Source organism: Lysobacter sp. BMK333-48F3 (assembly GCF_019733395.1).
Classification (GTDB): Bacteria; Pseudomonadota; Gammaproteobacteria; order Xanthomonadales; family Xanthomonadaceae; genus Lysobacter.
Genome location: NZ_JAIHOO010000001.1, coordinates 5,061,006 through 5,085,828 on the forward strand (window position 1 = coordinate 5,061,006; position 24,823 = coordinate 5,085,828).

A 24,823-nucleotide genomic window follows, 5' to 3' on the forward strand; every position below is an offset into this window, starting at 1 on the left:
GACTTGGGGGTTCGCCGTTAGGTCGCTGGCGCGAAAAGCAAAGCGGCGCTTGCGGTGTTTCGGCTTCGGTTCGCGGCGGCGGGGCTACGTCGCTGCGGTTGGCAACAGCAGCATCGCGTCGCCGTAGGAGAAGAACCGATAGCGCTCGGCGATCGCATGCGCGTAGGCGGCGAACATGCGCTCCTTGCCGGCGAAGGCCGAGACCAGCATCAGCAGCGTGCTCTCGGGCAGATGGAAGTTGGTGATCAGGCCGTCGACCGAGCGGATCCGATAGCCCGGCAGGATGAACAAGCGGGTCTCGCCGGCGAAGGGCTGCAGCTCGCCCTCGCCGCTCTGGCCGTCCTCGTGGCGGGTCGCGCTTTCCAGCGCGCGCACCACGGTCGTGCCGACCGCGATCACCCGGCCGCCGGCGGCGCGGGTGCGGCGGATCTGCTCGATCAGGCCGGCGCCGACGTTGAGCCATTCGCTGTGCATCACGTGCTGGTCCAGATGCTCGGCGCGCACCGGCTGGAAGGTGCCGGCGCCGACATGCAGGGTGACGTGGCCGAACTCGACCCCGCGCTCGCTCAGCCGCTGCAGCAGGGCCTGGTCGAAATGCAGGCCGGCGGTGGGCGCGGCGACCGCGCCGACTTCGCGCGCGAACACGGTCTGGTAGCGCTCGGCGTCGTCCTGGCCCGGCTCGCGCTGGATGTACGGCGGCAGCGGCAGGCGGCCGGCGTGCAGCAGCCATTGCTCCAGCGACTCGGGCACGTGGAAGCGCAGGCGGTAGAACTCGCCGTCGCGGCCCAGCACCTCGGCCTCGCCGCCGGCGTCCAGGGCGATGCGCGCGCCGGGCTTGGGCGACTTGCTGACCCCGAGCTGGGCGCGCGCCTCGGACCCGCCGAGCAGGCGCTCGATCAGGATCTCGACCCGGCCGCCGGTGCTCTTCTGCCCGAACAGGCGCGCCGGAATCACCCGGGTGTCGTTGAACACCAGCAGGTCGCCCGGCTGCAGCAGCTCGGTCAGGTCGCGGAAGCTGCGGTCCTGCAGCGGCGCCGGCTCCGGCGGCACGACCAGCAGGCGGCTGGCCGAGCGTTCGGCCAGCGGGGCCTGGGCGATCAGCTCGGGCGGGAGTTCGTAATGGAAGTCGGACTTTTTCAAAGGAAACCGGAGAGAGTGAGCGCGCAGCGCCGCGGCGGCCGAAGCCCGGCCAACCGGACCGTGCCGGCCGGAGAGGGGCCGGAGTCGGAACCGGGCAGGACGGAACCGGGCAGGGAGCGGGACATTATCCCGGGTATGGGCGGGATCGCCAAAGGCGGGGGTCGCAGGTGGGGGCGGCATCCGCAAAAGCAAAAGCAAATCCCCCCTGCCCCCCTTTTTCAAAGGGGGGAACGGCAAAAGCTGGGTGCGCGGGCTATTGCCCCTTTTGGCAAAGGGGGCCAAGGGTAGGAACGGCGAAAACTGAGCGCGCGAGCTATTGCCCCTTTTGGCAAAGGAGGCCAAGGGTGGGAACGGCAAAAGCTTAGCGCGCGGGCTATTGCCCCCTTTGACAAAGGGGGCCAGCGCCCGGCGCGGGCTGGGCCGCTGGACGGCGTCCGGAGCGCGGGGGATTTGCTCTTGCCCCGCTCTTGCCCCGCTCCTGCCTCGCCCCTACCCGACCGCGCCGGCGCCGCTACAACCAGCCGTTCTGGCGCGCGCGCCGGTAGGCCTCGATGCGGTTGCTGCTGTCGAGCTTGCCGATCGCTTCGGACAAGTAGTTGCGCACCGTGCCCTGGCTCAGGTGCAGGCGCTCGCCGATTTCGGCGGTGGACAGGCCCTCGCCGGCCAGGCGCAGGACCTGGCGCTCGCGCTCGGTCAGCGGGTCTTCGTCGCTCCAGGCCGCCACCGCGAGTTGCGGGTCGATCGCCCGGCCGCCGCGGTGGACCTGGCGCAGCGCGTCGGCGAGCTGGCCGGCGGGCGCGTCCTTGAGCAGATAGCCGCGCACCCCGGCGTCCATCGCCCGGCGCAGGTAGCCGGCGCGGCCGAAGGTGGTGACGATCACCACCCGGGTCGGCAGGCCGGAATCGCGCACCCGCAGGGCCAGGTCGATGCCGGTCATGCCGGGCATCTCGATGTCGGTGACCAGCAGGTCCGGCTGCACTCGCCGCACCGCCTCCCAGGCGGTGGCGCCGTCGCCGGCCTCGGCCACCACCTCGATGTCCGGCTCCAGGTTCAACAACGCGGCCAATGCGCCGCGCACCAGGGCCTGATCTTCGGCCAGCAACAATCGGATCATGCGATACCTCGTTCGAGCAAAGCCGGGCCCTTGTCCTTGGTCGGCGTCGGCGGCGCCGGCGGCAGCCGCCGCGCCGCGCTCAGCGCCTCGCGCGGCACCAGCAGGCTGAGCCGGGTGCCGCCGCCCTGGGGGCTGTCGATTTCGACCACGCCGCCGATCGCGCGCAGGCGCTCGCGCATGCCGGTCAGGCCGTGGCCCTCGGCCGCCACGCCGCCGCGGCCGTCGTCGGCGATGCGCAGCGCGATGCCGCCGCGCGATTCTTCGGTCAATTCGACCTCGACCCGGCGCGCGCGCGCGTGGCGCAGCACGTTGGTGACCGACTCGCGCAGGGCCAGGGCCAGGGTGGTCTCGATGTTGCCGGGGATCTCCACCGGCGCCAGGCGATGGTCGAGACTGATCTCGCCGCCGAGCAGGGCCAGCCGCGCCGCCGCCAGCTCGGCCTGCAGGCCGTTGGCGCGGATGCCGGCGACCGCTTCGCGGACCTGGGTCAGGGCTTCGCGCGAGACCCGCTCGACCTCGCCGATCTGGTCCTGCGCGGCGCGGGCGTCGTGTTCGATCAGGCGCGCGGCCAGCTGCGACTTCAGCACCACCACCGACAAGGTGTGGCCGAGCAGGTCGTGCAGGTCGCGGCCGATGCGCTCGCGTTCGGCCAGGCTGGCCAGGCGGCGCACTTCTTCCTGGGTCAGGCGCAGCTCGGCGTTGCGCAACTCGCGCGAACGCGCGGCGAGCACGCCGGCATAGACGATCGAGCCGACCAGGACATGGATCAGGAAACCCGACACCGGCATCGCCATCGCCGGCAGGGTCGTGATCATCACGATCCCGAGCACCGCGAACAGCAGCACGGTCAGGCTGACCCCGCGCCACAGCGGCAGGAAGCTGGCGAGCATGCCGGCGGCGAAGATCAGGTAAGTGCCGCCGCCGGCGCCGAACGGCAGCACCGTGTAGCCGATCGCCGCCACGCCCAGCACCAGCCACAGGCGCGCCTTGGCGCCGGCGCGGTAGAACGCCCAGTACAACGGCAGGAACACCGCCACCGAGCCGACCGCGACCGCCACCACCCACCACGGCAGCACCGGCCAGTAGAACAGCGGCACGAAGACGAAGCTCAGATAGAGCAAGGACGCCAGGTGCCAGCCCAGCAGGTGTTCCTGTGTGTCCAGCGACGGTCCGGGCAAGCGCATGGTCGTGTCCTACGATGAAGTCGGCATGCGGCCGCGCGAGGGCCGGGCGGGCATCGGCCCGGCGCGACGGAAGCGGAACGGCGCAAGCGCGCGGTCACCCTCGTGACCGGCGCTGCGGGATCGCTTCAGCGACCGCATGCCGGCGGACTTTAACGGAGTTCGACCGCGTCGATCTCGAATTCGAACCCGCCCGGGGCGCCGCCGGCGGCGAGGGCGATGCCGCGCAGCTGGCTCAGATCGACATGGGCCATGCCGGCCAGGGGCACGCTGACCTGCTGCCATTGCCCGGCCTGGGTCGGCACCAGTTGGAAGCCCGGCGTGCCCGGCAGCTCCTTGCCGGAGAACACCAGCACCGAGACCGGGCGGCCGTCGCCGCGCAGGCGCAGGCTGAGCTCGCGCACCGAACGGGCGTCGGCGGCGGCCATCGGCGCCGGACCCGGCACCAGCATCAGCCCGGCCCAGGGCTGCGGCAGGCCGGCGACGAGCTCGCCCTTGGCCGCCAGCGCGGTGCCGCCGCCCTGCCCCGCCTGCAGCTGCGATTTGGACTTGCCGCCCATGTAGGAGTCGTAGGACGCGACCCAGCGCGGACCCGGCTGGCCGGCGTTCCAGGTCGCCACCGCGCCGGGCTGCAGGGTCGGCGCGACGGCGACCCGCTCGACCGGGTAGCCGTTCTTCCACACCGTGCGGATCGCCCGGGTCGCGGCGATGTCGGCGGTCGGATCGCCTTCGACCAGGACCAGGTCGGCGCGCAGGCCCTTGGCGATGCGGCCGCGGTCGCTCAGGCCGAAGCTGCGCGCCGGCAGCGAGGTCGCCGCGCGCAGCGCTTCGATCGGGCTCAGCCCGGCCGCGACCAGCAGCTCCAGCTCGCCGTGCTGGCTGGCGCCGTGGCTGGTGCCGGGGTTGCCGGCGTCGGTGCCGGCCAGCACCGCGACGCCGGCCTGGTGCAGCAGGCGCACGTTCTCGCTCGCGTTCTTGGCCTTGTCCGGTTCGACCCGCCAACCGAAGCTGCGCGCCAACTCGTCCTTCTGCGCCGAGGTCAGGAACGGCGCCAGGCGCGCGTCGGCGATCAGCTGCTTGCCGTTGCCGGCGCCGTAGGCCGAGTGCTCGACGGTCAGGGTCGGCACCACGAACGCGCCGCGGCGCTTGATCGCCGCGACCAGTTGCGGGTCGTCGAGGCGGTCGGCGTTGATATGGACCAGGCCGTCGGCGCCGGCGTCGATCGCCAGCTTCGCCTCCTCGGCGCGCGAGACGTGGACCACGGCCAGTTTCTTGCGCGCGTGCGCGGCCTGGATCGCGGCGCGCAGCGAGGCTTCCGACAAGGTGTTCAGGCGCGGCTTGCCCTGCGCGTCGCGCAGTTCCTCCAGCACCAGCTTGATGTAGTCCGAGCCCTCGTCGATGCGCGCGTCGACGAAGGCCTGCGCCTGCGCCGGGTCGTCCAGGGTCGGAATCGGCACGCCGTACTGGGTGCCGTGGCCGCCCTTGGCGGTGACCAGGGTACCGGCCGACCACAGGTCGGCGCGGTCGGTGCGGGCGCGGCCGGCGCGTTCGATCTTCGCCGCGGTCAGCTGGCCGCTGGCGTTGAACATGTCCAGCTCGGTGGTCACGCCGAAACGCAGCGCGTCGTTGCGCGCGCTGCCGAAGCTGTGGGTATGGGCGTCGATCAGGCCCGGCAGCAGGGTCGCGCCCTGGCCGTCGATCACCGCGGTCCCGGCCGGCACCCGCAGCTTGGCGCCGACTTCGGCGATCAGCCCGTCGCGCACCAGCACGGTCGCCGACGGCAGCAGCTTGTCGCCGTCGAACACCCGCACCCCGGCGATGGCGAAGCTCGCCGGCGCCTCGCCGGCCGCCGGCTCGGCCCCGGCGGCCTGGGCCGCCGCCAACGGCGCGGCGGCGAACAGCGCCGCGGCCAACAACCGGGTCTTCAGTCGGCGAAGGGAGGGATGCGTCCGGGCGGGCGAGGACATGACGGCGGTCCGATGGGTCCGTGGAAGATGCGCCTACTGTCGGCGCCGGCCGCCGCAGCCGGCAGTGGGCGAAAGCATCGATCGCCGGTGACAAGCGTCAACCGGTCGCAGGCGGGCCGGCCTGAATCCCCTTGGGGGGGTGGGGGTTATCGCCGCCGCGCGGACATGATAGACTCGATAAATCATTGAAATGAAAAGAAAAATCGTCAAATAGGGCGGTCTTCACGCAAAATTTTTGCGCGACTTTTCTTCGTTTCGATCCGTTTTAAGGGTGTGCGAGATGGCGCTTGGCAGCCGGGGGCTGCTGCAACTGCGAAGGTCCGCGCCACGGCGCCGGACCGGTCTCCCACGTAGTCAAGCCTCGGCGGGACGCCGATGATCTTTGGAGATTGAAATGACCAACCTGCTCGACCAACTCGCGCCGCTGCGCGCCCACGCCGGCAAACGCCGCACCGTCGGCCTGGACGACGACACCCTCGTCCGTTTCGCCGTCACCCATCCCGAACTGGGCGAAGCCGTGGCCGCGGCCGCCGCCGAATACGCCCTGATCCGCGAGCTGCACGCCGACCTGCTCGACCTCGACGAGGACGCGCAGATCCACGCGGTCCAGGCCGGCTACGTCAACTTCTACCCCGACGACGGCGTCAACCCCTATGTCGCCCTGACCGCGCGCGGCCCCTGGGTGGTGACCCTCAAGGGCGCGGTGCTGCACGACTCCGGCGGCTACGGCATGCTCGGCTTCGGCCACACCCCTTCGGCGGTGATCGCGGCGATGGCCAAGCCGCAGGTGATGGCCAACATCATGACCCCCTCGCTGTCGCAGCTGCGCTTCGAGCGCGCCCTGCGCGGGGCCATCGGCACCGCCCGCGGCGGTTGCCCGTACGAGCGCTTCTTCTGCCTGAACTCCGGCTCGGAGTCGGTCTCGCTGGCCGCGCGCATCGCCGACGTCAACAGCAAGCTGATGACCGACCCCGGCGCCGCGCACGCCGGCCGCACGATCAAGCGGGTGGTGGTCAAGGGCAGCTTCCACGGCCGCACCGAGCGTCCGGCGCTGTATTCGGACTCCTCGCGCAAGACCTACCTGCAGCACCTGGCCAGCTTCCGCGGCGAGGACTCGGTGATCGCGGTCGAGCCTTACGACCTGGACGCGCTCAAGCAGGTGTTCGCCGACGCCGACGCCAACGGCTGGTTCATCGAGGCGATGTTCCTGGAGCCGGTGATGGGCGAAGGCGACCCCGGCCGCGGCGTGCCGCCGGCGTACTACGCCGCCGCGCGCGAGCTGACCCGCAACCACGGCTCGCTGCTGCTGGTGGATTCGATCCAGGCCGGCCTGCGCGCCCACGGCGTACTGTCGATCGTCGACTATCCAGGCTTCGAAGGCCTGGACGCGCCGGACATGGAGACCTATTCCAAGGCGCTCAACGCCGGCCAGTACCCGCTGTCGGTGCTCGCCGTGGGCGAACGCGCCGCCTCGCTGTACCGCAAGGGCCTGTACGGCAACACTATGACCAGCAATCCGCGCGCGCTCGACGTCGCCGTCGCCGTGCTCGAACAGGTCACCCCGCAGCTGCGCGCCAACATCCGCGCCCGCGGCGCCGAGGCGATCGAAAAGCTGGAAAAGCTCAAGGGCGAGCTCGGCGGCCTGATCACCAAGGTCCAGGGCACCGGCCTGCTGTTCTCCTGCGAACTGTCGCCGCAGTTCAAGTGCTACGGCGCCGGCTCGATCGAAGAGTGGCTGCGCGAGCGCGGCATCGGCGTGATCCACGGCGGCGTCAACTCGCTGCGCTTCACCCCGAACTTCACCATCGGCAGCGACGAACTGGAGCTGCTGGTGTCGATGGTCGGCCGCGCCCTGCGCGAAGGCCCGCGCCTGCAGCAGCAGGCGGCGGCCTGAGAGCTAGGAAAGCGAACAGGAGATAGAAGCTGGCGAAAGCCGCTTTCGCTAGCTTCCAACCCCTGTTTTCTATCTACTTGTTGCCTTCCATCTTCGGGAAATCCGCAATGATTCGTCTGTCCAACAAGGAAACCGGCGCCGACATCGGCGAGATCAGCGAGGAAGAACTGCAGATCCTGGTCGCGGCGCTGGAGGAAGAGAACAGCAGCGACCAGGACTACTGGATCGACCATGCCGTGGTCGACATGATCGAGATCGATCATCTCAACGCCGGCTCGCTGATCACCGTGCTGCGCGCGGCGATCGGCGACAGCGACGGGATCGAGATCCGCTACGTGCGCACGGCCTGAGGCCGACGCGCCTGGGCCGCGGCGACGCCGCGGCCCGGCCCGCCCTCCATGACGCTCGATCTGATCCAGGCCCGGCACGAGCGCGAGGCGTCCACCTCGCGCAAGTCGTTCGCCATCGATCTGCCCTTCCACCAGCAGCTGATGGCCCGGGCGCTGCCGCACGACGCGTATCCGCTGTTGCTCCGGCTGCGCGACTACTGGTCCGACGCGGCATGGTCGTCCGCCGAACTGCCGGATCTGCAGACGGAACTGACCCAGCTGCAGGCCCGGTTCACCGATCCCGCCGATATCCGCCGGCTTTCGCTGTTCCTCGCCCAGGCCGTCGCCGACGGCGACAACCTCTACGCCATCGCCGACTGAGTTCTCCGCGCTTCGCGAACCGGCCGCCGGACGCCTATTGCGCAAACGGCGCAGTACCGGCCTTCGTCCTGGCCCACGGAAGCGAACGCCAGTCCGCTGCGGCGGCCCGCGCCGCGCTTGCGCCCCGCTCCGCAACCATCAATCCTGTGCGGCAACGACCGCCGCCCGCCACCGTTTGAGGCCGCCATGAAAATCGTCGAAGTCCGCCATCCGCTGGTCCAGCACAAGCTCGGCCTGATGCGCCGCGCCGACAACAGCACCAAGTCGTTCCGCGAACTCGCCTCGGAAGTCGCGACTCTACTGACCTACGAAGCCACCGCCGACCTGGAGACCGAGGAAGCGGTGGTCGAAGGCTGGGCCGGGCCGGTGACCACGCGCCGGATCAAGGGCGCCAAGGTCACCCTGGTGCCGATCCTGCGCGCCGGCCTGGGCATGCTGCCGGGCGTGCTGGAACTGATCCCGGCGGCCAAGGTCGGCGTGGTCGGCCTGCAGCGCGACGAACAGACTCTGCAGCCGGTCGGCTACTACGAAAAACTCACCGGGCGCATGGACGAGCGCACCGCGCTGATCCTCGACCCGATGCTCGCCACCGGCGGCAGCCTGATCGCCACCGTCGACCTGCTCAAGGCCGCCGGCTGCAAGCGCATCAAGGGCCTGTTCCTGGTCGCCGCGCCGGAAGGCCTGAAAGCGCTGGAAGCGCGCCATCCGGACGTGGAGGTCTATACCGCCTCGGTCGACGAGCGCCTCAACGAAGTCGGCTACATCCTGCCCGGTCTCGGCGACGCCGGCGACAAGATCTTCGGCACCAAGCACTACGCCTGAGCCGGCCGCGCCGCGGGCACGCGCTCGCGGCGCGCCGCGGATAGCGGATTACTGCGCCTTGCGCCGGCGCCGCTGGCGCAGGCGATACAGCAGGATCAGCGCGAATCCCACCGCGACCGCGAACCAGCCCGGCGACCAGCCGCCCGGCGCCGCATCGGCGCTCGTCGCCGGCGCCGCGCGCGCAGGCGCGGCCGCCAGGGCCGCGGCGGCGGCTTCCGGCAACAGACGCCAACGCCCGTCGCGCAGTTCCAGCTTGCCTTCCAGCGCCGGCAGGCGCAGTTCGCGCCAGCTCACCCGCAGGTCGCCGATCTGCGGGTCCAGCGGGTTCTCCGCGCTGCCCAGGCCATCGCCCTCGGGCTGGAAGGTCGCCGCCAGATTGGCCGGCAGGCGGCTGAAATTGGGCCGGAACACCCGCCATTCGCCGATCGTGCGCAGCACCTCGACCTGGATCGGCTTGCCGTCCAGGCTGGCGTTCTCCGCCCACCAGCGCTTGTTCTCCAGCGGCATCCGCGTCGGGTTGACGTGGCCCGCAGCGAAGCCGGCCGAATCGATCGGCGCGGCGTTCCAGACTCGCTCGTAAGCCTTGCCGTTGAACCGCCACTGGTACATCTCGACCCGGCGGTCGAGGCCGAACTGGCGCGTCTCGACGCCGAAATCGCGATCGAGCAGGCGCTTGCCGGCGGTCGGCTCGCCCAGCGGTTCGGCGTCGGCGGCGGTCTGCGCCTGCGCGGCGAAGGCCACGCCGGCGATCGCCAACAGCGCGATCGCCCAGCCTTGGCCGCGCGCGCGCGCCGGGGTCATGCCGCCAGCGCCCTCGCCTGCAGCTCGGCGACTTCGCGCGCGGTGCCGAACTTGCCCTTGTCGTCGCGCACCACCTGGGCCAGGGCGCAGCCCGGGTCGTGGGTGAAGAACAGATGCACGTTACGCGCCAGCTTGTCGCTGAGGAAGGCCTTCTTCTCGTCGATCAGCAACTCGGCGTTGCGGTCGTAGCCCATGGTGATCGGCACGTGCACCCACGGCCGGCCCGGGATCAGGTCGGCGCAGAACACCACGCCGCCGTGCGGCTCGCCATCGACGCGGTCCGGGCCGACGATCTCGGCCAACATCAGCCCCGGCGTGTGGCCGTCGCTGTAATGGAAACGCACGCTCTCGCCGAGCAGCTTGGAATGCGCGCCGTCGACCAACTCGAGCCGGCCGGTGGCTTCGAGCAGGCCCGGCAGTTCGGCGATGAAGCTGGCGCGGTCGCGCGGATGCGGCTGCAGCGCGCGCTGGTAGTGCTCGCGGCCGACCAGGTAGTGCGCGTTCGGGAACAGCAGGCGCGGCGCCTGGCCTTCGGCCCACGGCGCCAGCAGGCCGCCGGCGTGGTCGAAATGCAGATGCGACAGCACCACCACGTCGATGTCTTCCGGCGCGAAGCCGGCCGCGGCCAGCGAATCGACCAGCACGTGGCGCTCTTCCACCACGCCGTAGCGCTCACGCAGCTTGGGTTCGAAAAACGCGCCGATGCCGGCCTCGAACAGCACCGTCTTGCCGGCCAGCGGCGTCGCCAGCAGGGCCCGGCAGGCCAGCTCGATGCGATTGGCTTCGTCGGGCGGCGACCACTTCGCCCACATCGCCCGCGGCGCGTTGCCGAACATCGCACCGCCGTCGAGCTTCTGCGAGTTGCCCAGGATCGACCAGAGTTTCATGGCTGCACCGCCCGTTCGGGCGTCGGCTGAGAAAGCTAGATTCTAGGCTTCGGGACGTGAATCGGGAATGGAGAATCGGGAATCGGAACAGCAAGAGCAAGACGCCAAGCTTTGCCGATTCCCTATTCCCTATTCCCGATTCCCGATTCCCGGCCCCAGGGCTTGAATCGGAACAGCAAGAGCGCGCAGCCGCGCCTTGCCGATTCCCTATTCCCGATTCCCCATTCCCGGCTTCACTGCGGCGTAGTAGTAGTCGCGAAGTGGAAAATGAACTCGCCGTCGCGGCCGTTTTCGCCGGCCAGCACGCGCACCGGCGGCAGCGATTGGCCGGCGCGCAGCACCGCGCTGCCGCTGGCGTGGGCCTTGAGGATCAGGCCGGCGGAGCGGCCGTCGATCTTGACCGGCATTTCCTGGCCCGGCACCAGCACCACCTGGCCCATCGACGGGTCGCTGGTGCGCGGGCTGGCGATGCGCGCGTCCTCGGCGTCACTGTAATCGCGCGCCGGCAGTTCGAACAGGTCTTCGCCGCCGGCTTCGACGTCGAAGGTCCAGGCGGTGCTGCCGTTGGTGCCGTCGTTGACGACTTCGATCCGCTGCAGGGTCAGCAGCACGGTGTAGCGCGACGGTGCCTGCGGCTTGTCTGCGGCGACGGCCGGCGCGGAGGCCGGTTGCGCGGCCGGCGCCGGCGCGGCGGCCGGCTTGTCCTTGAAGCCGCCGATCTCGCGCACGTTGTTGACCAGCGTGGTCAGGGCGACCAGAAAGGCGACCAGGGCGATCGAGATCGCCGGCACGCGGGTATACCAACGCTTGTCCTCGTCCTTGTCCCCGCTCACCTTGCGCTCCTGGTTACGTGATGGCCGTCGCCGTTGCGCGGCAATCTACCGCGCCGCCCGGCCGCCGCGCCATCGCGGCGGCGGGCGCGCGCTCAGCGATCGCTCAGCAGCACGTCGGCCTGGCCGACCGGGTTGCGCGGATCGGTGCCGCCGGACAGGGTGTTGTCGCGCCGGTCCCACATCACCGTCTGCAGATTGCCCCAGGTCGATTCGCCGGCGTTGACCTTGTGCCCCATCGCCTGCAGCTTGGCCACGGTGGCGGCGTCGAGCGCGCCGGCCTCGGCCGAAATCGCATCGGGGAACCACTGGTGGTGGATCCGCGGCTGCGCCGCGACCTGCTGCGGCGCCAGGCCGGCGTCGTAGGCCAGCACCGCCAGCAGCACCTGGGTGATGATCCGGCTGCCGCCCGGGGCGCCGACCGCGATCACCTTCTCCGCCGATTCCAGGAAGCTCGGGGTCATCGAGCTGAGCATGCGCTTGCCCGGCTCCGGCGCGTTGGCGGCGAAGCCCATCACGCCGAAGGCGTTGGGCGTGCCCGGGCGAAGGGCGAAGTCGTCCATCTCGTTGTTGAGCAGCACCCCGGTGCCCGGCGCGACCATGCCCGAGCCGTACAGCAGGTTCACGGTCTGGGTCGCGGCGACCCGGTTGCCTTCGCCGTCGATGATCGAGAAGTGGGTGGTTTCCTCGTCTTCCAGCGGCGCCGGCTGGCCCGACAGCAAGTCGCTGGGGGTGGCCTTCTCGGGATGGATGGTGGCGCGCAGGCCGGCGGCATAGTCGGCGCTGGTCAGCCGCGCCAGCGGCACCTTCACGAAGTCCGGATCGCCCAGGTAGATGGTGCGGTCGCGATAAGCGCGGCGCATCGCCTCGGCGATGATGTGGGTGCGGTGGGCCGGATCGAGCTTGGCCAGGTCCCAGCCCTGCAGCATCTGCAGGATCTCGGCCATCGCCACCCCACCCGAGGACGGCGGCGGCGCGGTGACGATGTCCCAGCTGCGGTACTTCAAGCGCAGCGGTTCGCGTTCGACCACCTTGTAGCCGGACAGCTCGTCGGCGCGCCATTGCCCGCCTTCTTCCTTCACCGCCTTGAGCAGCTTGGCGCCGACTTCGCCGCGGTAGAAACCGTCGTAGCCCTTGGCCGCCAGCAGTTCCAGGGTGCGCGCCAGGTCGGGCTGCTTGAGGATCTCGCCTTCCTTCGGCGGCGTGCCGTCGGCCAGGAACACCGCGCGGGTGCCGCGGTAGCGCTCCATCACCTCGCGCCGGCCGGCGTAGCCCTTCTCCAGCCGCGGGTACACCGGGAAACCTTCGCGGGCGATCCGGACCGCCGGCGCCAGCGAGGTCTTCAGCGGCAGCTTGCCGTACTTCTGCGCCAGGTGGACCAGCGCCGCCGGCAGGCCCGGGATGCCGGCCGACCACGGCCCGTTGGTGGCGCGGTCGCGGTTGAGTTCGCCCTTGGCGTCCAGGTAGGCGGCCGGCGTCGCCGCCGCCGGCGCGGTTTCGCGCGCGTCGACGAAGACGTCGCGGCCGCTCTTGGCTTCGTGCAGCAGGAAGAACCCGCCGCCGCCGATGCCGGAGCTGATCGGCTCGACCACCGACAGCGCGGCCGACACGGCGATCGCCGCATCGAAGGCGTTGCCGCCGGCGCGGACGATCTCCAGCCCGGCCTGGGTCGACAGCGAATGCGCGCTGGCGATCGCGGTGCCGGGCGGATGGGCGAAGCGGCGCGCGCTGTCGGCCGGCGCGGCGGCCGATGCGGGCGCCTGCACGGAGTCCTGCGCGAAAGCGGGCGCGGCGAGCGACAGCAGCGAGGCCAACAACCAGGGGAACGTCGAACCGGCTCGCGGCCGCATCGCCTTGCGCATCGGGTTTACTCCTGTTGTAGACGGCGCAGCTTCTCTAGCAACTGCGGCTCGGATTCGGGATGTTCCGGGTCCTTGTCGATGCACTCGACCGGACAGACGACCACGCACTGCGGCTCGTCGTAATGGCCGACGCACTCGGTGCAGCGCGCCGGATCGATCACATAGATGGTCTCGCCCTGGGCGATGGCCTGGTTCGGGCAGGCCGGCTCGCAGACGTCGCAGTTGACGCAGAGTTCGTTGATCTTGAGCGACATGACGGAGTTGCCAGCGGAGGGCGCGATTGCCTGTGCCGGTGGGGAGGGTCAGTGTAGGCCCCGGCGCGGGCGCGGCATAGCCGGCCGCCGGGACGCTGCGTATCGGAGGCCTCGCCGGGGCGCCGGCCGGCCTCCTCGGCACATTGCCGGGGGCGGCCTGCGGCGGGCGGCGGGACGAGGGCCGCAAACGATTCGGGCCGCTCGCGCGGCCCGGATCGATGCTGCGGCAGCGCGCGGGCGCTGCGGCTTACTTCACTTCGGCGAAGACGTAGTTGACGCCGGACGGGGTCACGGCGGCCTTGACCCGCTCGTTGTCGGCGGCGTCGCCGATGAAGATGAACTTCACGCCCTTCATCGTCGCCGGATCGACCTTGGCGAACGAGGCCACGGCCAGGTCGGCGGTCTTGACCGAGCTCGGCGAACCGAACGCGACCAGGTTGCCTTCCAGGATGCCGCGCGACATGTCGACCTGGGCCTTTTCCAGCATCAGATCGTAGTCGCGCTGGAAGGTCGGCGAATCCGGCGCCGGCAGGACGTAGACGTAGGTGCTGCCGTTGATGCCGTCCAGGTTGCGCTTGACCACGTCGGTCAGATACGCGTTCCAGGCGTTCTCGTCGTTGGTCTTCGGCGCCGGCAGCGGCGCGGCCTCGGCGGCGACCTCCTTCTTCTCCTCTTTCTGGCACGCGGCCACGAACGGCAGCGCCAGGCAGGCGATCAGCAGCAGGCGGGAGGAAGTCTTCATCGTATGCCCCTTAGGTATTGGCTTTGGTGTGACGTGTTGGGAGGTCAATGGTGCTTGCGTTGCCACTCGGCCCGCAGCGCCGCGTCGACCGCCGGCGGCACGAAGCCGGAAACGTCGCCGCCGAGGCGGGCGATTTCGCGCACCAGCGAGGAGGAAATGAAGCCGTACTGCTCGGCCGGGGTCAGGAACAGGGTCTCGACCTCGGGGATCAGGTGACGGTTCATGCTCGCCAGCTGGAATTCGTATTCGAAATCGGACACCGCGCGCAGGCCGCGCAGCAGCACCCCGCCGCCGACTTCGGCGACGAAATGCGCCAGCAGCGAATTGAAGCCGCGCACCTCGACGTGCGAGTGGTGCGCCACCGCTTTGCGCGCCAGATCGACCCGCACCTCCAGCGGCAGCGCCGGCCCCTTGCCCGGGCTTTCGGCGACGCCGATGACCATGCGTTCGAACAGCGGCGCGGCGCGGTCGACCAGGTCGACGTGGCCGTTGGTGATCGGGTCGAAGGTGCCGGGATAGACGGCGACGCGGTTGCGGGCGGAGCTCATTCGATGGTCGTTCGCTGCAGGAATGAGGGTAAAGCGGGAAGCCGCCCCGCCGGTTGCGGCGCAGTGTAGCAGCCGGCCGCGCGACGGGGTCAGGCCAGGCGGCGGCGGTACAAGGCGTAGCGCACTTCGCGGGTGGCGCCTTCGCGATGCAGGTCCCAGTCCGCCGGCAGGCGGATCGGCGCGTCGGCCGGCGCCTCGACGTACAGCCAGGCCGCCGGCGCCAACACCGGCAACAGTGTCGGCCAGACCCGGTCCCACAAACCGGCCGCGAACGGCGGGTCGACGAAGGCCAGGTCGAAGCCCGGCGCGGCCGCGTCGGCGGCGGGTTGCGCCGCCAGCCAGGCCAGGGCATCGGCCTGGACCACCTGGGCCGCCTCGCCGCCGGGCAGGCGCGCGCCCAGGGCGCGCAGTTCCGCCGTCAGGGCCGGGTCGCGTTCGACCAGCACCGCCGCGGCGGCGCCGCGCGACAACGCCTCCAGGCCGAGCGCGCCGCTGCCGGCGAACAGGTCGAGCACGCGCGCACCCGGCAGCATCGGCATCAGCCAGTTGAACAGCGTCTCGCGGACCCGGTCCGAGGTCGGCCGCAGGCCGGGCGCATCGGCCACCGCCAAGCGGGTGCCGCGCCAGCGCCCGCCGATGATCCGGACTTTGCCGGTCGTGGCCTTGCCGCCGCCGCCGCGGCCGGGCGCGGGCGCGCCGGCGAGGCCGGTTTGGGGCGGAACGCGCGGGCCGCGGCGGGAACTGTTCATCGGGAGAGTTTTCGGGCCGGTGCTAGCATGTGGCAATTCTCGCGCATGCCCCCACGTTCCGTCTCATGGTCAGTTTTTTTCGCCGTAAAAAGCCCGAAACCGCTGCCGGAACGCCTGCGTCCGAGCGCCGCTACAGCACCGAGGAGCTGGCCGCCGCGTTTCCGGGCGCCCAGCCGCGCGCGGCCGAACCGGTCGCGGCCGAGCCTGCGCCGGCGGTCGTAACGCCGGCCGCCGACGCGCCATCGGCCGTCGAACCCAGCCCGCTGCAGCCGGCCCCGCTGCAGCCGGCGCCGGTCCAACCGGCCCCTGTCGCAACGCCCGCGACGGCGCCGCCGGCGCCCGTCGCTCGCGCGGCCGAACCGGTGGCGGTCCAGGCGCCCGTCGCCGAACCGCGCGCCGCCGAACCACCCGTCCCGGCCGAAGTCGTCGCCGCGGCGCTGGAGGTCGAACCGCCGCTGCGCGACGACGCACCGCTGCCGGCCGCGCCGGCGCCGACCGCACCGGCCGCGCTGGACTACATCGACAAGCCCGCCGCCGCGCCGGGCAAGCCCGGCTGGCGCGAACGCCTGCGCGGCAGCGTGTTCGCGCGCAGCTTCGGCGGCCTGTTCTCGCGCAACCCGCGCCTGGACGACGACCTGCTCGACGAAATCGAAACCGCGCTGATCACCGCCGACGTCGGCGTCAGCGCCACCACGCAACTGGTCGAAGGCCTGCGCAAGCGGATGAAGTCGCGCGAGTTCGCCGACGCCAACGCTCTGCTCGCGGCGCTGCGCGCCGAACTGATCGCGATGCTGGTGCCGGTCGCCAAGCCGCTGCAGATCGACACCCAGGCCAAGCCTTTCGTGCTGCTGACCGTCGGCGTCAACGGAGTCGGCAAGACCACCACCATCGGCAAGCTGGCCAAGCGCTTCCGCGACGAGAACCGGCCGCTGATGCTGGCCGCCGGCGACACCTTCCGCGCCGCCGCGGTCGCCCAGCTGCAAGCCTGGGGCGAACGCAACGGCGTGCCGGTGGTGGCCCAGGGCCAGAACGCCGACGCCGCCTCGGTCGCCTTCGACGCCCTGCAGGCGGCCAAGGCGCGCGGCACCCAGGTGCTGATCGCCGACACCGCCGGGCGCCTGCATACCCAGCAGGGCCTGATGGCCGAGCTCGGCAAGATCCGCCGCGTGCTGGCCAAGGTCGATCCGACCGCGCCGCACGAGGTGCTGATGGTGATCGACGGCACCACCGGCCAGAACGCGTTATCGCAACTGCGCCAGTTCCACGCCGCGGTCGGCGTCACCGGCCTGGTGGTGACCAAGCTCGACGGCACCGCCAAGGGCGGCGTGGTGTTCGCCCTGGCGCGCGAATTCGGCATTCCGATCCGCTTCGCCGGCATCGGCGAGCGCCCGGAAGACCTGCGGGTGTTCGACGCCGAAGCCTTCGTCGACGCGTTGCTGCCCGAAACGCTCGGCGGCTGAGGCGCGGCCGCGCCATGTCCGCGCCGCCGGAGGCTGCCGCACCCGAGCGACGACGCTGGCGCAGGCGGGTGCTGGTCGCCGCCGGCGCGGTGCTGGCCCTGGTGCTGGCGCTGAGTTGGGTGTCGCAACCCAGCCAGGTCAGCGCGATCCTGCTCGACCGGGTCGGCCATGCCCTGGACCTGGAACTCAGCGCCTCGGGCGCCAGCGAGTACCGGTTGCGCGGCACGCCGATGCTGGAGGTGCGCGACCTGGTCGCGCGCCAGCCGGGCGCGGCGACGCCGCTGCTGCGCGCCGAGCGCGTCTACCTGTCGCTGCCGTGGAGCACGATCCGCGCCGCCGGCGCGGTGCTCGACGTGGAGCGGGTCGAACTCGACGCCCCGCAACTCGACGTCGGCGCCTTGCAGCGCTGGCTGGCTTCGCGCCCGCCCTCGCCCGCACCGCTGCGGCTGCCGACCCTGAGCCGCGGCGCGCGGATCGAACGCGGCCGCGCGGTCGGCGCCGGCTGGTCGGTCGAGAATCTCCTGATCGATCTGCCGCGCCTGCATCCCGAGCAGCCGCTGCGCGCGCGCCTGAGCGGCGCGGTCGTCGCCGCGCCGCTGCGGATCCCGTTCTCGCTCGCGGCGACCCTGCAGCGTCCGGCCGCCGCGCGCGGACTCGGCCTGGCCGGCCCGGTCGAGGTGGTCGCGCGCGACTGGCGCCTGCCGATGCATGCGATCGCCGGCGGCCGCCTGCATGCCGGCGCCGACGGTATCGGCCTGGACGGGCTGCGCCTGGGCGCTCGGGCGCGCTACCGCGCCAGCGACACCGACCTGCCGTTCGCGTTCGGCCTGGCCGGGCCGCTGCGCTACCGCGACGCCCGCCTGAGCCTGGCGCCGCTGGGCGCGGCGCTGCGCGGCCGCGAGGCGATGCCCAACCTCGATGGCGCCGGCCGCTTCGCCTACGCCGACCGACTGGAACTGCAGTTGCAGGGCCGCCTGGCCGAATGGCCGCAGGCCTGGCCGGCGCTGCCGCCGCCGCTGGGCCAGTCGCGCTCGCCGCTGCCGTTCGCGCTCGACTACGCCGGCGCGGCCGATTTCTCCGCGGTCGCGGCGCTGCGCCTGCAACGCGACGACACCGTCTTCGACGGCCGCTTCCGCCTGCCCGAGGTGCTGGACTGGGCCGACGCCGGCGCGCGCGGCGCCTTGCTGCCGCCGCTGCAGGGCCGCCTGAGCACGCCGCGGATCGAAGTCTCCGGCGCGGTGCTCGAAGGCGTGCAGGTCGAAATCGAAGACGATCCGCCGCCGGCCCCGCAGCAACCGACTCCGCCGCCCCATCCACCCGCCGTTGCTCCGCCGCCGAACCGATGACCGCTTCCAACGTCCCAGCCACCGCCGACGCCTTCGCCACCCGCCTGCTGGCGTGGTTCGACGTCAGCGGCCGCCACGACCTGCCCTGGCAGCACCCGCGCACGCCGTATCGGGTGTGGCTGTCGGAAATCATGCTGCAGCAGACCCAGGTCAAGACCGCGGCGCCGTACTTCGAGCGCTTCGTCGCGGCCCTGCCGAGCCTGCCCGACCTGGCCGCGGCCGAACTCGACAGCGTGCTCGGCCTGTGGTCGGGCCTGGGCTACTACGCCCGGGCGCGCAATCTGCACTCCGCGGCCAAGCTCTGCGTCGAACGCCACGGCGGCGAGCTGCCGCGCGACATCGATGCGCTGACCGCGTTGCCCGGCATCGGCCGCAGCACCGCCGCGGCGATCCTGGCCCAGGCCTGGGACGATCGCCATGCGATCCTCGACGGCAACGTCAAGCGCGTGCTCAGCCGCTACCACGGCATCGACGGCTATCCGGGCCTGCCGGCGGTCGAACGGCAGCTGTGGGCGCTGGCCGAATCGCATCTGCCGCAGGCGCGCATGGTCGACTACACCCAGGCGCAGATGGACCTGGGCGCGACCTTGTGCACCCGCGCCGATCCGTCCTGCATCCTGTGCCCTTTGCAGCACGACTGCGTCGCCCGGATCGAAGGCCGGGTCGCCGAACTGCCCACGCCCAAACCGGGCAAGACCGTGCCGCAGCGCCAGGCGCAGGTGCTGTGGCTGCTCGACGACGATGGCCGGGTGCTGCTGCAGCGCCGCCCGCCCAGCGGGATCTGGGCCGGCCTGTGGACCCTGCCGCAAAGCGAGGAAGCGGCCGGCGCGCAGCAGTGGTTCCAGGCTCACGTGCGCGGCGATTTCGCCGCCGGCGAAGCCTTGCCCGCGGTCGCGCACGCCTTCAGCCACTACAAGCTCGACCTGTGGCCGCGGCGCTGGCGCGGCATCGCCCTGCGCGACCGGGTCGGCGACAATGACGATCTGCGCTGGTTCGCGCGCGCCGAACTGGCTGCGCTCGGCATTCCCGCGCCGATCCGCAAACTGATCGAAGCGGCCTGAGCGCCGCACCGACCTCCATCAGGACTACCGACATGAGCCGCACCGTCTTCTGCGAATACGAACGCCGCGACACCGAAGGCCTGGACTTCGTGCCCTGGCCCGGCGAACTGGGCAAGCGCGTGTTCGCCCACATCGGCAAGGCCGGCTGGGCCGCCTGGCTGGCCCACCAGACCATGCTGATCAACGAAAACCGGCTGTCGCCGCTGGACCCCAAGCACCGCGCCTTCCTCGAAGGCGAGATGGAGAAGTTCCTGTTCGGCGGCGGCGCGGAGAAGCCGGCCGGGTTCGTGCCCGAAGGCTAGGAAATAGTGGAGAGGAGTGAGTAACGAGCGAAAGCGGTTGCGCGCCTTGCTCGCTCCTCGCAACTCGCTACTCCCCACTCGCTTCTAGGTCACAGTCCAAACGCCGGCGGATACGTCACCGAACCGCGCTCGCCGGCCAGCGCGCCGGGGCTTAGTTCCAGGGCCATGAAGCATTCGCCCGAGAACGGCGCGGCCAGCTTCGACGCCAGCGCGGGATCGAAGCCGAAGCGCGGGTAGTAGTCGGCATGACCGAGCACCACCACCGCTTCGAAACCGGCCTCGGCCAGGCGCGCCAGGCCGCTGCGGATCAATCGCGCGCCCACGCCGCGACGCTGCCAGGACGGCAGCACCGACACCGGCGCCAGGCACAGCGCATCGATCCGGCGTCCGTCGACCTGCACCGCGAGCGCGGTGAACAGTGCGTGGCCGACGACCTGGCCGGCCTCGTCGAGCGCGACCAGCGACAGCCGCACCAGGCCGTCGGCGTGCAGGCGGGCGACCAGTTCGGCCTCGCCGTCGCCGCCGAACGCGGCTCGGGTCAAGGCGTCGATCTGCGCTTCGTGTTCGCGGGTTTGTTCCTGGATGCGCATGGGCGGCTCCAATGGCGGGGTGTGCGGCGGGGCGTGCGGCGGCACGCGGGAAAACATCATCCAACTGAGCATGAAGGCCTCCATGGGATGCGAGGCGAGACTGGGGTCGGCGCTGGGCCGGAACCCAGCGCTGATACGCGCGGCCGGCAGGCGGCGCGCGCGGACGAAGAGCGCAGATGCGCGAGGGGCATGCGTCGCGGCATCGGCAACGCGAGCGCCGACAACGGCGTGAACGGCGCCGGCCGGATGCGGCGATCGCAGGAACAGCGCGGCGCAGCGCATCTCGCGCGTCGCCGCCAAGGCAGTAAGAGCATGGGAGTCTGTCGGTAGTAGCCGGAACGGACGCGACAGCGCGCATTCGCAAGACGCGAATGGCGAACGGTTCGACGCGTCAACCCACCTTCGCGAAACGAAGGGATTTAGCGGGTGGCTACACTCTCAGACATGGTGTCCCTCTGGTCCCGCCGGTCGACGGAGTACGGGGACGCGCACCGTAGTGCGCCTGCGCTGCGGCTGTCAAATCGGCCGCCCGGACGCCGCCTGAGGCCCAGCGCTCGCCCCAGCGCGGCAAACCCGACCCCGCCCCGACCCGGCGCCCGGCGATTCCGGCCTGCCGCAGAGGCGCGCATGCGCTGCCTCAAGACCCAAAGCTGACCTTTTTTGTCAGTTTCGGCGCCGGCCCGAGGGCGGGCCGGTCCAGGCCGGAATGCCCACCCAGGCACACTCTCAGTATAAAACGTGATGAATGGCACATTTTTTGCTCGATCCAATCGACACTTTCGCTGCCCTGCTTGGCGGCTCCCCCGCTTTCGTCGGATGGAACCCGGACTTCATGACGGCCAAATACCTCGTCCCCGCTCTCTGCCTCGTCGCCCTGATCGCCAGCGCCCCCCGCCCGCTCCACGCCCAAGCCGGCATCGGCGTGCAGGCCGGCGCCTCCCCCACCGGCACCATCGGCACCAACAAAGGCGATCCCGGCTCCGGGGCGCTGCAATGCCCGGCCGGCACCATCGTCCGCGGCGCCTACCATCGCGACAAGTCGATGAGCGGGGGACTGCCCTCCACCCGCGGCATGACCAACCGGGTCGGCCTGTACTGCGGCGGCATCACCACCGACGGCAGCACGGTCGCCGTGGTCAACCGCAACGCCAACGGCAGCCCGGACGTCCTGTCCGGCAGCTATGCCCAGCCCGGCACCGAGGTCACCAACTACTGCCCGTCCAACCAGTTGGTGCATCAGTTCGGCGGCTGGGACCGCGAATGGTCCAACGGCCAGTACCCGCCGTGGTCCTCGTCGCTGAACCTGGTCTGCCGGCCGCTGACCCTGGACGCGAATTCCTGGGTGCGGATGACCACCGGCGCCTCGACCAGCATCGAGGTCGGCGTACGCGAAACCATGTCCGGCCAACCGGCCCACGTCTCGCGCGGGCCGTTCTGCTCCAACACCTCCACCACCCTGGTCTCGGGCTTGTTCATGCAGGCCGGCGGCGAAGGCTACGACGGCATCAACGTCTATTGCGGCACCCTGCTGCAGGCGCGCCATTCGGCGATCCTGAGCTTCACCGATTTCGCCTGGAACAAGACCCTCGGCGGCACGGGCTGGCTGGTCAACCTGACCCAGGGCAGCACCCTGCTCGACAATGGCGCCGGCACCACCGGCGCCGGCCGCACCCCGCACGCCGGCGCCGCGGCCAATACCTCGACCGTGCAGACCGCGAGCGAGATCTACGTGCTGCCCGGCAGCAACTACCGCGCCGCGATCAGCCAGCGTCCGGGCGGCATCGCCGCCAACACCTACGTCACCGCCGGCAGCTGCCTTACCGGCACCGCCCTGAGCAACGAACAAGACGCTTCGTGCACGCTCGCCGTCACCGGCCTGCCCGACATCGCGGTGACGCTGAGCACGCCGGCGCCGGTCTACAGCAACTACGGCCAGTTGCAGAACATCGTCCTGACCGCGACCAACGTCGGCCCCGGCGCCACCGACGGCGACGACGGCTTCAGCGTGGTCGCAACCCTGCCGGCCGGCTGGACCGCCGGCACCCTGCCGGCCAACTGCGTCGCCAGCGGCGGCAATACCGTGGTCACCTGTGCGCTGAATCCGACTCCGCTGGCCGGCTCGGCCGCGCCCGGCAGCAACGGCGGCACGGTCGGCTTCACCATCCCGGTCACGGTCAACTCGCCGACCCTCAGCGGCACCTACACCGCCAATGCCGCGCTCGGCCGCAGCCTGCCCGACGGCGACGCCGATCCGACCAACAACGATTTCAACACCGCCAACGACACCGCCAGCGGCCCCCTGGTGTTCCAGAAGCAACCGATCCTGCGCCTGCGCAAGGCCTTGCCGCTGGGGCGGTTCGTCGCCGCCGACCAGTTCGCCCTGAGCATCGCCGGCACCGGCGGCCCGGCGAACGCCACTACCGCCGGCAGCGGCAGCACCGCGAACGGCGAAGCCCTGCTCAACGGCAGCGTCGGCGCGGTCTACACCCTGTCCGAAGCCGGCGCGGCCGGCGCCAACCTCGCCAACTACACCAGCGCTTACAGCTGCAGCAACGCCCTGGCCGGCGGCCAGGCGCCGAACGGCAACGGCGCCAGCTTCAATCTCACCGCGGTCGCCGGCGACGATCTGACCTGCACCTTCGGCAATACGCGCGCGCCGCTGGCCGATCTGGCGATCAGCAAGACCAATGGCGTCAGCACCGTTTCCCGCGGCGCGACCACGACCTACACCATCGTCGTCACCAACAACGGCCCGGACGCGGTGACCGGCGCGATCCTGCGCGACCCGGCGGCCGGCCGCCAAGGCCTGAGCTGCACCGCGCCGCCGAGCTGCACCGGCGCGGCCTGCCCGGCCGGATTGACCCTGGCTCAGCTGGAAGGCGGCGTCGCCCTCGGCGCGCTCGCCAACGGCGCCACGGTTACGGTCGACCTGAGCTGCACGGTGCAGTAAGCGCAACGCTGTGAGTTGCGCGGGGATTCGGGATTGGGGATTCGGGATTTGGAAAAGCGGAACGCGGGCGACGGGCTTGGACACCGTGGCCCGCCGCCGCTGGCGGCGGCGGGCGTTACGCCGGCTTAGAACAGTTCCATCACGTCGATCACCCGTCCGTCGCGGACGGTGACCAGCACGGTCTTGGTGCCGACGTAGTACTCGTAGCGCTCGGCGACGTTGGCGCCGAACTTGTTCTGGATCGGCACGATCTTGGCCGGCTTGCCCGCCACCTGTTCCAGGCGGCCGACGCTGTCGCCGACCACGATGACTTTGTTGCCGAAGGCTACGGTCTGCGCCATCGCGGCCGAGCTGAGGACGAACAGCAGCAGCGATGCGATCGTTCGGGTCATGGGCCTGCACTCCTTTGAGGATGCGCCGAGCATAGGCCGGCCCGGACACACTTCTTTGCGCCAATCCGCAGAATCACAGTGTTGCGCATTCGCCCGGCCGGCGAGCCGCCAAACGGCAAGCTCGGCAAAGATGCTGGCGGGCCTTCGGTCCCTGAAAACCCGTGGCGTGCGCGTAACTGGGGAGGGACGCACGCTGCCAGCCTGTCCAGGCTGCCCCAGCGCCGGGCCCGGTACAGTCGGCCGGCGCCGCACCGCAGGGTCGGATTTCTCCTACGCCCGGATCGCGCCAGCGCGCGCCGCGGCGGAGAAATCGCCGCGCGCGAAAAAACCAAGGGCCCGACCTTGCGGTCGAGCCCTTGGTTTTCGTAAATGGTGGCCGGGGAGGGAATCGAACCCCCGACACGGGGATTTTCAATCCCCTGCTCTACCAACTGAGCTACCCGGCCGTTCGCGGCGACCCGCGAGAGAGGCGGCATAATACGGACGCAAATCGGATCTGGCAAGCCTCACCTGCGCTGAACGATATCGGCACCGGTTCGCACTGCCGCGCTGCGGGCGGGCGCATGATGCGCGCAGGCCCGCAAGGACGGCCCGCGCCGTCGAGGAACGCTCATGAAAGCCTTGCTTACCGCCGTGCTCGCCGCCGTGGCGCTGGCCGGCTGCGCCTCCACCCCGAGGCTCGACGACGCCCAGCGCCTGGCGCTGTACCGCGCCCACGCCGGCGCGCCGGTCGACAGCTTCCAGTACTTCGGCGACCTCAACGGTTGGACGCCGCTGGGCGACAGCGCGCTGGCGGTGTGGACGCGCCCCAACCAGGCCTACTTGCTGGAACTGCGCGGCCCCTGCAGCGACCTGGAGTTCGCCTCGGCGATCAGCGTCAGCAACCAGATGGGGCGCGTGCATGCGCGCTTCGACAAGGTCACCGCGCTCGGCACGCAGTCGATCAAGATGCCCTGCTTCATCGGCCGCATCCTGCCGCTGGACGTCAAGGCGATCAAACAGGCGCAACAGGAAATGCGCAGCGCCGGCACCGTGCCGCGCGACGACGCCGGCCAGTGAGCGCGACGAGGATGCGGCCAGGCGCGTCCGCATAGTCGCCGCACGGCCAGCGCGCGATCGCCGCGCAGCGGCGCGCATTGGCGCGCCGCGTGCGATGCGACCGGATCGTGGCGCGAAACGTGATCGGGGGTCAGAAAAATCCTACAGCCGGCTGCGCCTTCG

The 24,823-nt window shown here is 71.0% G+C and carries 24 protein-coding genes and 1 tRNA gene; 10 read left to right on the forward strand and 15 right to left on the reverse strand.

From position 1 onward, the window contains the following. Positions 1-84: 84 nt before the first annotated feature. The 4 genes from queA to K4L06_RS21785 all read right to left on the reverse strand — a co-directional run bounded on the left by queA (position 85) and on the right by K4L06_RS21785 (position 5,402). A complete protein-coding gene (gene queA / locus K4L06_RS21770) occupies positions 85-1,140 on the reverse strand; it encodes a tRNA preQ1(34) S-adenosylmethionine ribosyltransferase-isomerase QueA (RefSeq protein ID WP_221673354.1) in 1,056 nt (351 codons plus the stop codon). A gap of 511 nt (positions 1,141-1,651) precedes the next feature. Further along, entirely contained in the window at positions 1,652-2,254 is a 603-nt protein-coding gene (locus tag K4L06_RS21775) for a response regulator transcription factor (protein WP_221673355.1), read from the reverse strand. Then, positions 2,251-3,438, reverse strand: coding sequence for a sensor histidine kinase (locus K4L06_RS21780; protein ID WP_221673356.1), 1,188 nt, complete (start codon positions 3,436-3,438; stop codon positions 2,251-2,253). The genes K4L06_RS21775 and K4L06_RS21780 overlap by 4 nt, the downstream gene beginning before the upstream one ends. A gap of 149 nt (positions 3,439-3,587) precedes the next feature. After that, on the reverse strand, positions 3,588-5,402 hold the full coding sequence (locus K4L06_RS21785) for a CIA30 family protein (protein ID WP_221673357.1): 1,815 nt from the start codon (positions 5,400-5,402) through the stop codon (positions 3,588-3,590). A gap of 394 nt (positions 5,403-5,796) precedes the next feature. On the opposite strand from K4L06_RS21785, the gene K4L06_RS21790 reads away from it, so the two are divergent. From K4L06_RS21790 to upp, 4 genes are all read left to right on the forward strand, one after another. Continuing rightward, positions 5,797-7,296, forward strand: a complete 1,500-nt coding sequence (locus K4L06_RS21790) for an aminotransferase class III-fold pyridoxal phosphate-dependent enzyme (RefSeq protein ID WP_221673358.1) — start codon at positions 5,797-5,799, stop codon at positions 7,294-7,296. Between the two features lie 107 nt (positions 7,297-7,403). Beyond that, positions 7,404-7,646: a hypothetical protein gene (locus tag K4L06_RS21795; protein ID WP_221673359.1), complete on the forward strand. Its 243-nt coding sequence runs from the start codon at positions 7,404-7,406 to the stop codon at positions 7,644-7,646. 48 nt (positions 7,647-7,694) lie between these two features. Further along, positions 7,695-8,006, forward strand: coding sequence for a hypothetical protein (locus K4L06_RS21800; RefSeq protein ID WP_221673360.1), 312 nt, complete (start codon positions 7,695-7,697; stop codon positions 8,004-8,006). 186 nt (positions 8,007-8,192) lie between these two features. Continuing rightward, positions 8,193-8,828: a uracil phosphoribosyltransferase gene (gene upp / locus K4L06_RS21805; RefSeq protein WP_221673361.1), complete on the forward strand. Its 636-nt coding sequence runs from the start codon at positions 8,193-8,195 to the stop codon at positions 8,826-8,828. A gap of 48 nt (positions 8,829-8,876) precedes the next feature. Here the strand turns inward: upp and K4L06_RS21810 are convergent, their stop codons facing one another. The 8 genes from K4L06_RS21810 to rsmD all read right to left on the reverse strand — a co-directional run bounded on the left by K4L06_RS21810 (position 8,877) and on the right by rsmD (position 15,501). Then, complete coding sequence (locus tag K4L06_RS21810; RefSeq protein ID WP_221673362.1) at positions 8,877-9,629, reverse strand: TMEM43 family protein; 753 nt, start codon at positions 9,627-9,629, stop codon at positions 8,877-8,879. Continuing rightward, positions 9,626-10,516 (reverse strand): MBL fold metallo-hydrolase, encoded by an 891-nt coding sequence (locus K4L06_RS21815; protein ID WP_221673363.1) that lies wholly within the window; start codon positions 10,514-10,516, stop codon positions 9,626-9,628. The genes K4L06_RS21810 and K4L06_RS21815 overlap by 4 nt, the downstream gene beginning before the upstream one ends. A gap of 233 nt (positions 10,517-10,749) precedes the next feature. After that, positions 10,750-11,349 (reverse strand): hypothetical protein, encoded by a 600-nt coding sequence (locus tag K4L06_RS21820; RefSeq protein ID WP_221673364.1) that lies wholly within the window; start codon positions 11,347-11,349, stop codon positions 10,750-10,752. A gap of 92 nt (positions 11,350-11,441) precedes the next feature. Then, positions 11,442-13,208 carry a gamma-glutamyltransferase gene (ggt, locus tag K4L06_RS21825; RefSeq protein ID WP_255595410.1) on the reverse strand — a complete coding sequence of 589 codons (1,767 nt, stop codon included), beginning with the start codon at positions 13,206-13,208 and terminating at the stop codon, positions 11,442-11,444. A 5-nt stretch (positions 13,209-13,213) separates the two neighbouring features. Then, the gene (locus K4L06_RS21830; RefSeq protein WP_221673365.1) at positions 13,214-13,462 is read right to left on the reverse strand and encodes a YfhL family 4Fe-4S dicluster ferredoxin; all 249 of its coding nucleotides are present in this window, start codon (positions 13,460-13,462) and stop codon (positions 13,214-13,216) included. A 247-nt stretch (positions 13,463-13,709) separates the two neighbouring features. Then, positions 13,710-14,204 carry a hypothetical protein gene (locus K4L06_RS21835; protein WP_221673366.1) on the reverse strand — a complete coding sequence of 165 codons (495 nt, stop codon included), beginning with the start codon at positions 14,202-14,204 and terminating at the stop codon, positions 13,710-13,712. 44 nt (positions 14,205-14,248) lie between these two features. Beyond that, complete coding sequence (coaD, locus tag K4L06_RS21840; protein WP_221673367.1) at positions 14,249-14,752, reverse strand: pantetheine-phosphate adenylyltransferase; 504 nt, start codon at positions 14,750-14,752, stop codon at positions 14,249-14,251. Between the two features lie 89 nt (positions 14,753-14,841). Next, entirely contained in the window at positions 14,842-15,501 is a 660-nt protein-coding gene (gene rsmD / locus K4L06_RS21845) for a 16S rRNA (guanine(966)-N(2))-methyltransferase RsmD (RefSeq protein WP_221673368.1), read from the reverse strand. Positions 15,502-15,566: 65 nt separating this feature from the next. Between rsmD and ftsY the strand changes: the two genes are divergently transcribed. Genes ftsY through K4L06_RS21865 form a run of 4 tightly spaced genes read left to right on the forward strand, consistent with a single transcriptional unit; the run spans position 15,567 to position 19,670 of the window. Then, positions 15,567-16,961 carry a signal recognition particle-docking protein FtsY gene (gene ftsY / locus K4L06_RS21850; RefSeq protein WP_221673369.1) on the forward strand — a complete coding sequence of 465 codons (1,395 nt, stop codon included), beginning with the start codon at positions 15,567-15,569 and terminating at the stop codon, positions 16,959-16,961. A 14-nt stretch (positions 16,962-16,975) separates the two neighbouring features. After that, positions 16,976-18,307 (forward strand): hypothetical protein, encoded by a 1,332-nt coding sequence (locus tag K4L06_RS21855; protein WP_221673370.1) that lies wholly within the window; start codon positions 16,976-16,978, stop codon positions 18,305-18,307. Further along, positions 18,304-19,368 carry an A/G-specific adenine glycosylase gene (gene mutY, locus K4L06_RS21860; protein WP_221673371.1) on the forward strand — a complete coding sequence of 355 codons (1,065 nt, stop codon included), beginning with the start codon at positions 18,304-18,306 and terminating at the stop codon, positions 19,366-19,368. The genes K4L06_RS21855 and mutY overlap by 4 nt, the downstream gene beginning before the upstream one ends. Before the next feature lie 32 nt (positions 19,369-19,400). Further along, positions 19,401-19,670, forward strand: a complete 270-nt coding sequence (locus K4L06_RS21865; RefSeq protein WP_064748403.1) for an oxidative damage protection protein — start codon at positions 19,401-19,403, stop codon at positions 19,668-19,670. A gap of 89 nt (positions 19,671-19,759) precedes the next feature. On the opposite strand, the gene K4L06_RS21870 is transcribed toward K4L06_RS21865, so the two are convergent. Further along, the gene (locus tag K4L06_RS21870) at positions 19,760-20,260 is read right to left on the reverse strand and encodes an N-acetyltransferase (protein WP_221673372.1); all 501 of its coding nucleotides are present in this window, start codon (positions 20,258-20,260) and stop codon (positions 19,760-19,762) included. 832 nt (positions 20,261-21,092) lie between these two features. Here K4L06_RS21870 and K4L06_RS21875 point away from each other — a divergent pair. Continuing rightward, on the forward strand, positions 21,093-23,210 hold the full coding sequence (locus K4L06_RS21875; protein ID WP_221673373.1) for a DUF11 domain-containing protein: 2,118 nt from the start codon (positions 21,093-21,095) through the stop codon (positions 23,208-23,210). Positions 23,211-23,335: 125 nt separating this feature from the next. On the opposite strand, the gene K4L06_RS21880 is transcribed toward K4L06_RS21875, so the two are convergent. Both K4L06_RS21880 and K4L06_RS21885 read right to left on the reverse strand, forming a co-directional pair. Continuing rightward, positions 23,336-23,602: a DUF2845 domain-containing protein gene (locus K4L06_RS21880; protein ID WP_221673374.1), complete on the reverse strand. Its 267-nt coding sequence runs from the start codon at positions 23,600-23,602 to the stop codon at positions 23,336-23,338. Between the two features lie 370 nt (positions 23,603-23,972). Beyond that, a tRNA-Phe gene (locus tag K4L06_RS21885) sits at positions 23,973-24,048 on the reverse strand. Between the two features lie 166 nt (positions 24,049-24,214). Here K4L06_RS21885 and K4L06_RS21890 point away from each other — a divergent pair. Continuing rightward, positions 24,215-24,661: a DUF6491 family protein gene (locus tag K4L06_RS21890; RefSeq protein WP_221673375.1), complete on the forward strand. Its 447-nt coding sequence runs from the start codon at positions 24,215-24,217 to the stop codon at positions 24,659-24,661. Positions 24,662-24,823 lie beyond the last annotated feature (162 nt).

What these genes read in the sequence shown, in the direction of transcription:
- K4L06_RS21775 (WP_221673355.1), bottom strand. Translation starts at nt 2,254, where the DNA reads ATGATCCGATTGTTGCTGGCCGAAGATCAGGCCCTGGTGCGCGGCGCA.
- K4L06_RS21780 (WP_221673356.1), bottom strand. Translation starts at nt 3,438, where the DNA reads ATGCGCTTGCCCGGACCGTCGCTGGACACACAGGAACACCTGCTGGGC.
- K4L06_RS21785 (WP_221673357.1), bottom strand. Translation starts at nt 5,402, where the DNA reads ATGTCCTCGCCCGCCCGGACGCATCCCTCCCTTCGCCGACTGAAGACC.
- K4L06_RS21790 (WP_221673358.1), top strand. Translation starts at nt 5,797, where the DNA reads ATGACCAACCTGCTCGACCAACTCGCGCCGCTGCGCGCCCACGCCGGC.
- K4L06_RS21795 (WP_221673359.1), top strand. Translation starts at nt 7,404, where the DNA reads ATGATTCGTCTGTCCAACAAGGAAACCGGCGCCGACATCGGCGAGATC.
- K4L06_RS21800 (WP_221673360.1), top strand. Translation starts at nt 7,695, where the DNA reads ATGACGCTCGATCTGATCCAGGCCCGGCACGAGCGCGAGGCGTCCACC.
- upp (WP_221673361.1), top strand. Translation starts at nt 8,193, where the DNA reads ATGAAAATCGTCGAAGTCCGCCATCCGCTGGTCCAGCACAAGCTCGGC.
- K4L06_RS21810 (WP_221673362.1), bottom strand. Translation starts at nt 9,629, where the DNA reads ATGACCCCGGCGCGCGCGCGCGGCCAAGGCTGGGCGATCGCGCTGTTG.
- K4L06_RS21815 (WP_221673363.1), bottom strand. Translation starts at nt 10,516, where the DNA reads ATGAAACTCTGGTCGATCCTGGGCAACTCGCAGAAGCTCGACGGCGGT.
- ggt (WP_255595410.1), bottom strand. Translation starts at nt 13,208, where the DNA reads ATGCGCAAGGCGATGCGGCCGCGAGCCGGTTCGACGTTCCCCTGGTTG.
- K4L06_RS21830 (WP_221673365.1), bottom strand. Translation starts at nt 13,462, where the DNA reads ATGTCGCTCAAGATCAACGAACTCTGCGTCAACTGCGACGTCTGCGAG.
- K4L06_RS21835 (WP_221673366.1), bottom strand. Translation starts at nt 14,204, where the DNA reads ATGAAGACTTCCTCCCGCCTGCTGCTGATCGCCTGCCTGGCGCTGCCG.
- coaD (WP_221673367.1), bottom strand. Translation starts at nt 14,752, where the DNA reads ATGAGCTCCGCCCGCAACCGCGTCGCCGTCTATCCCGGCACCTTCGAC.
- rsmD (WP_221673368.1), bottom strand. Translation starts at nt 15,501, where the DNA reads ATGAACAGTTCCCGCCGCGGCCCGCGCGTTCCGCCCCAAACCGGCCTC.
- ftsY (WP_221673369.1), top strand. Translation starts at nt 15,567, where the DNA reads ATGGTCAGTTTTTTTCGCCGTAAAAAGCCCGAAACCGCTGCCGGAACG.
- K4L06_RS21855 (WP_221673370.1), top strand. Translation starts at nt 16,976, where the DNA reads ATGTCCGCGCCGCCGGAGGCTGCCGCACCCGAGCGACGACGCTGGCGC.
- mutY (WP_221673371.1), top strand. Translation starts at nt 18,304, where the DNA reads ATGACCGCTTCCAACGTCCCAGCCACCGCCGACGCCTTCGCCACCCGC.
- K4L06_RS21865 (WP_064748403.1), top strand. Translation starts at nt 19,401, where the DNA reads ATGAGCCGCACCGTCTTCTGCGAATACGAACGCCGCGACACCGAAGGC.
- K4L06_RS21870 (WP_221673372.1), bottom strand. Translation starts at nt 20,260, where the DNA reads ATGCGCATCCAGGAACAAACCCGCGAACACGAAGCGCAGATCGACGCC.
- K4L06_RS21875 (WP_221673373.1), top strand. Translation starts at nt 21,093, where the DNA reads ATGACGGCCAAATACCTCGTCCCCGCTCTCTGCCTCGTCGCCCTGATC.
- K4L06_RS21880 (WP_221673374.1), bottom strand. Translation starts at nt 23,602, where the DNA reads ATGACCCGAACGATCGCATCGCTGCTGCTGTTCGTCCTCAGCTCGGCC.
- K4L06_RS21890 (WP_221673375.1), top strand. Translation starts at nt 24,215, where the DNA reads ATGAAAGCCTTGCTTACCGCCGTGCTCGCCGCCGTGGCGCTGGCCGGC.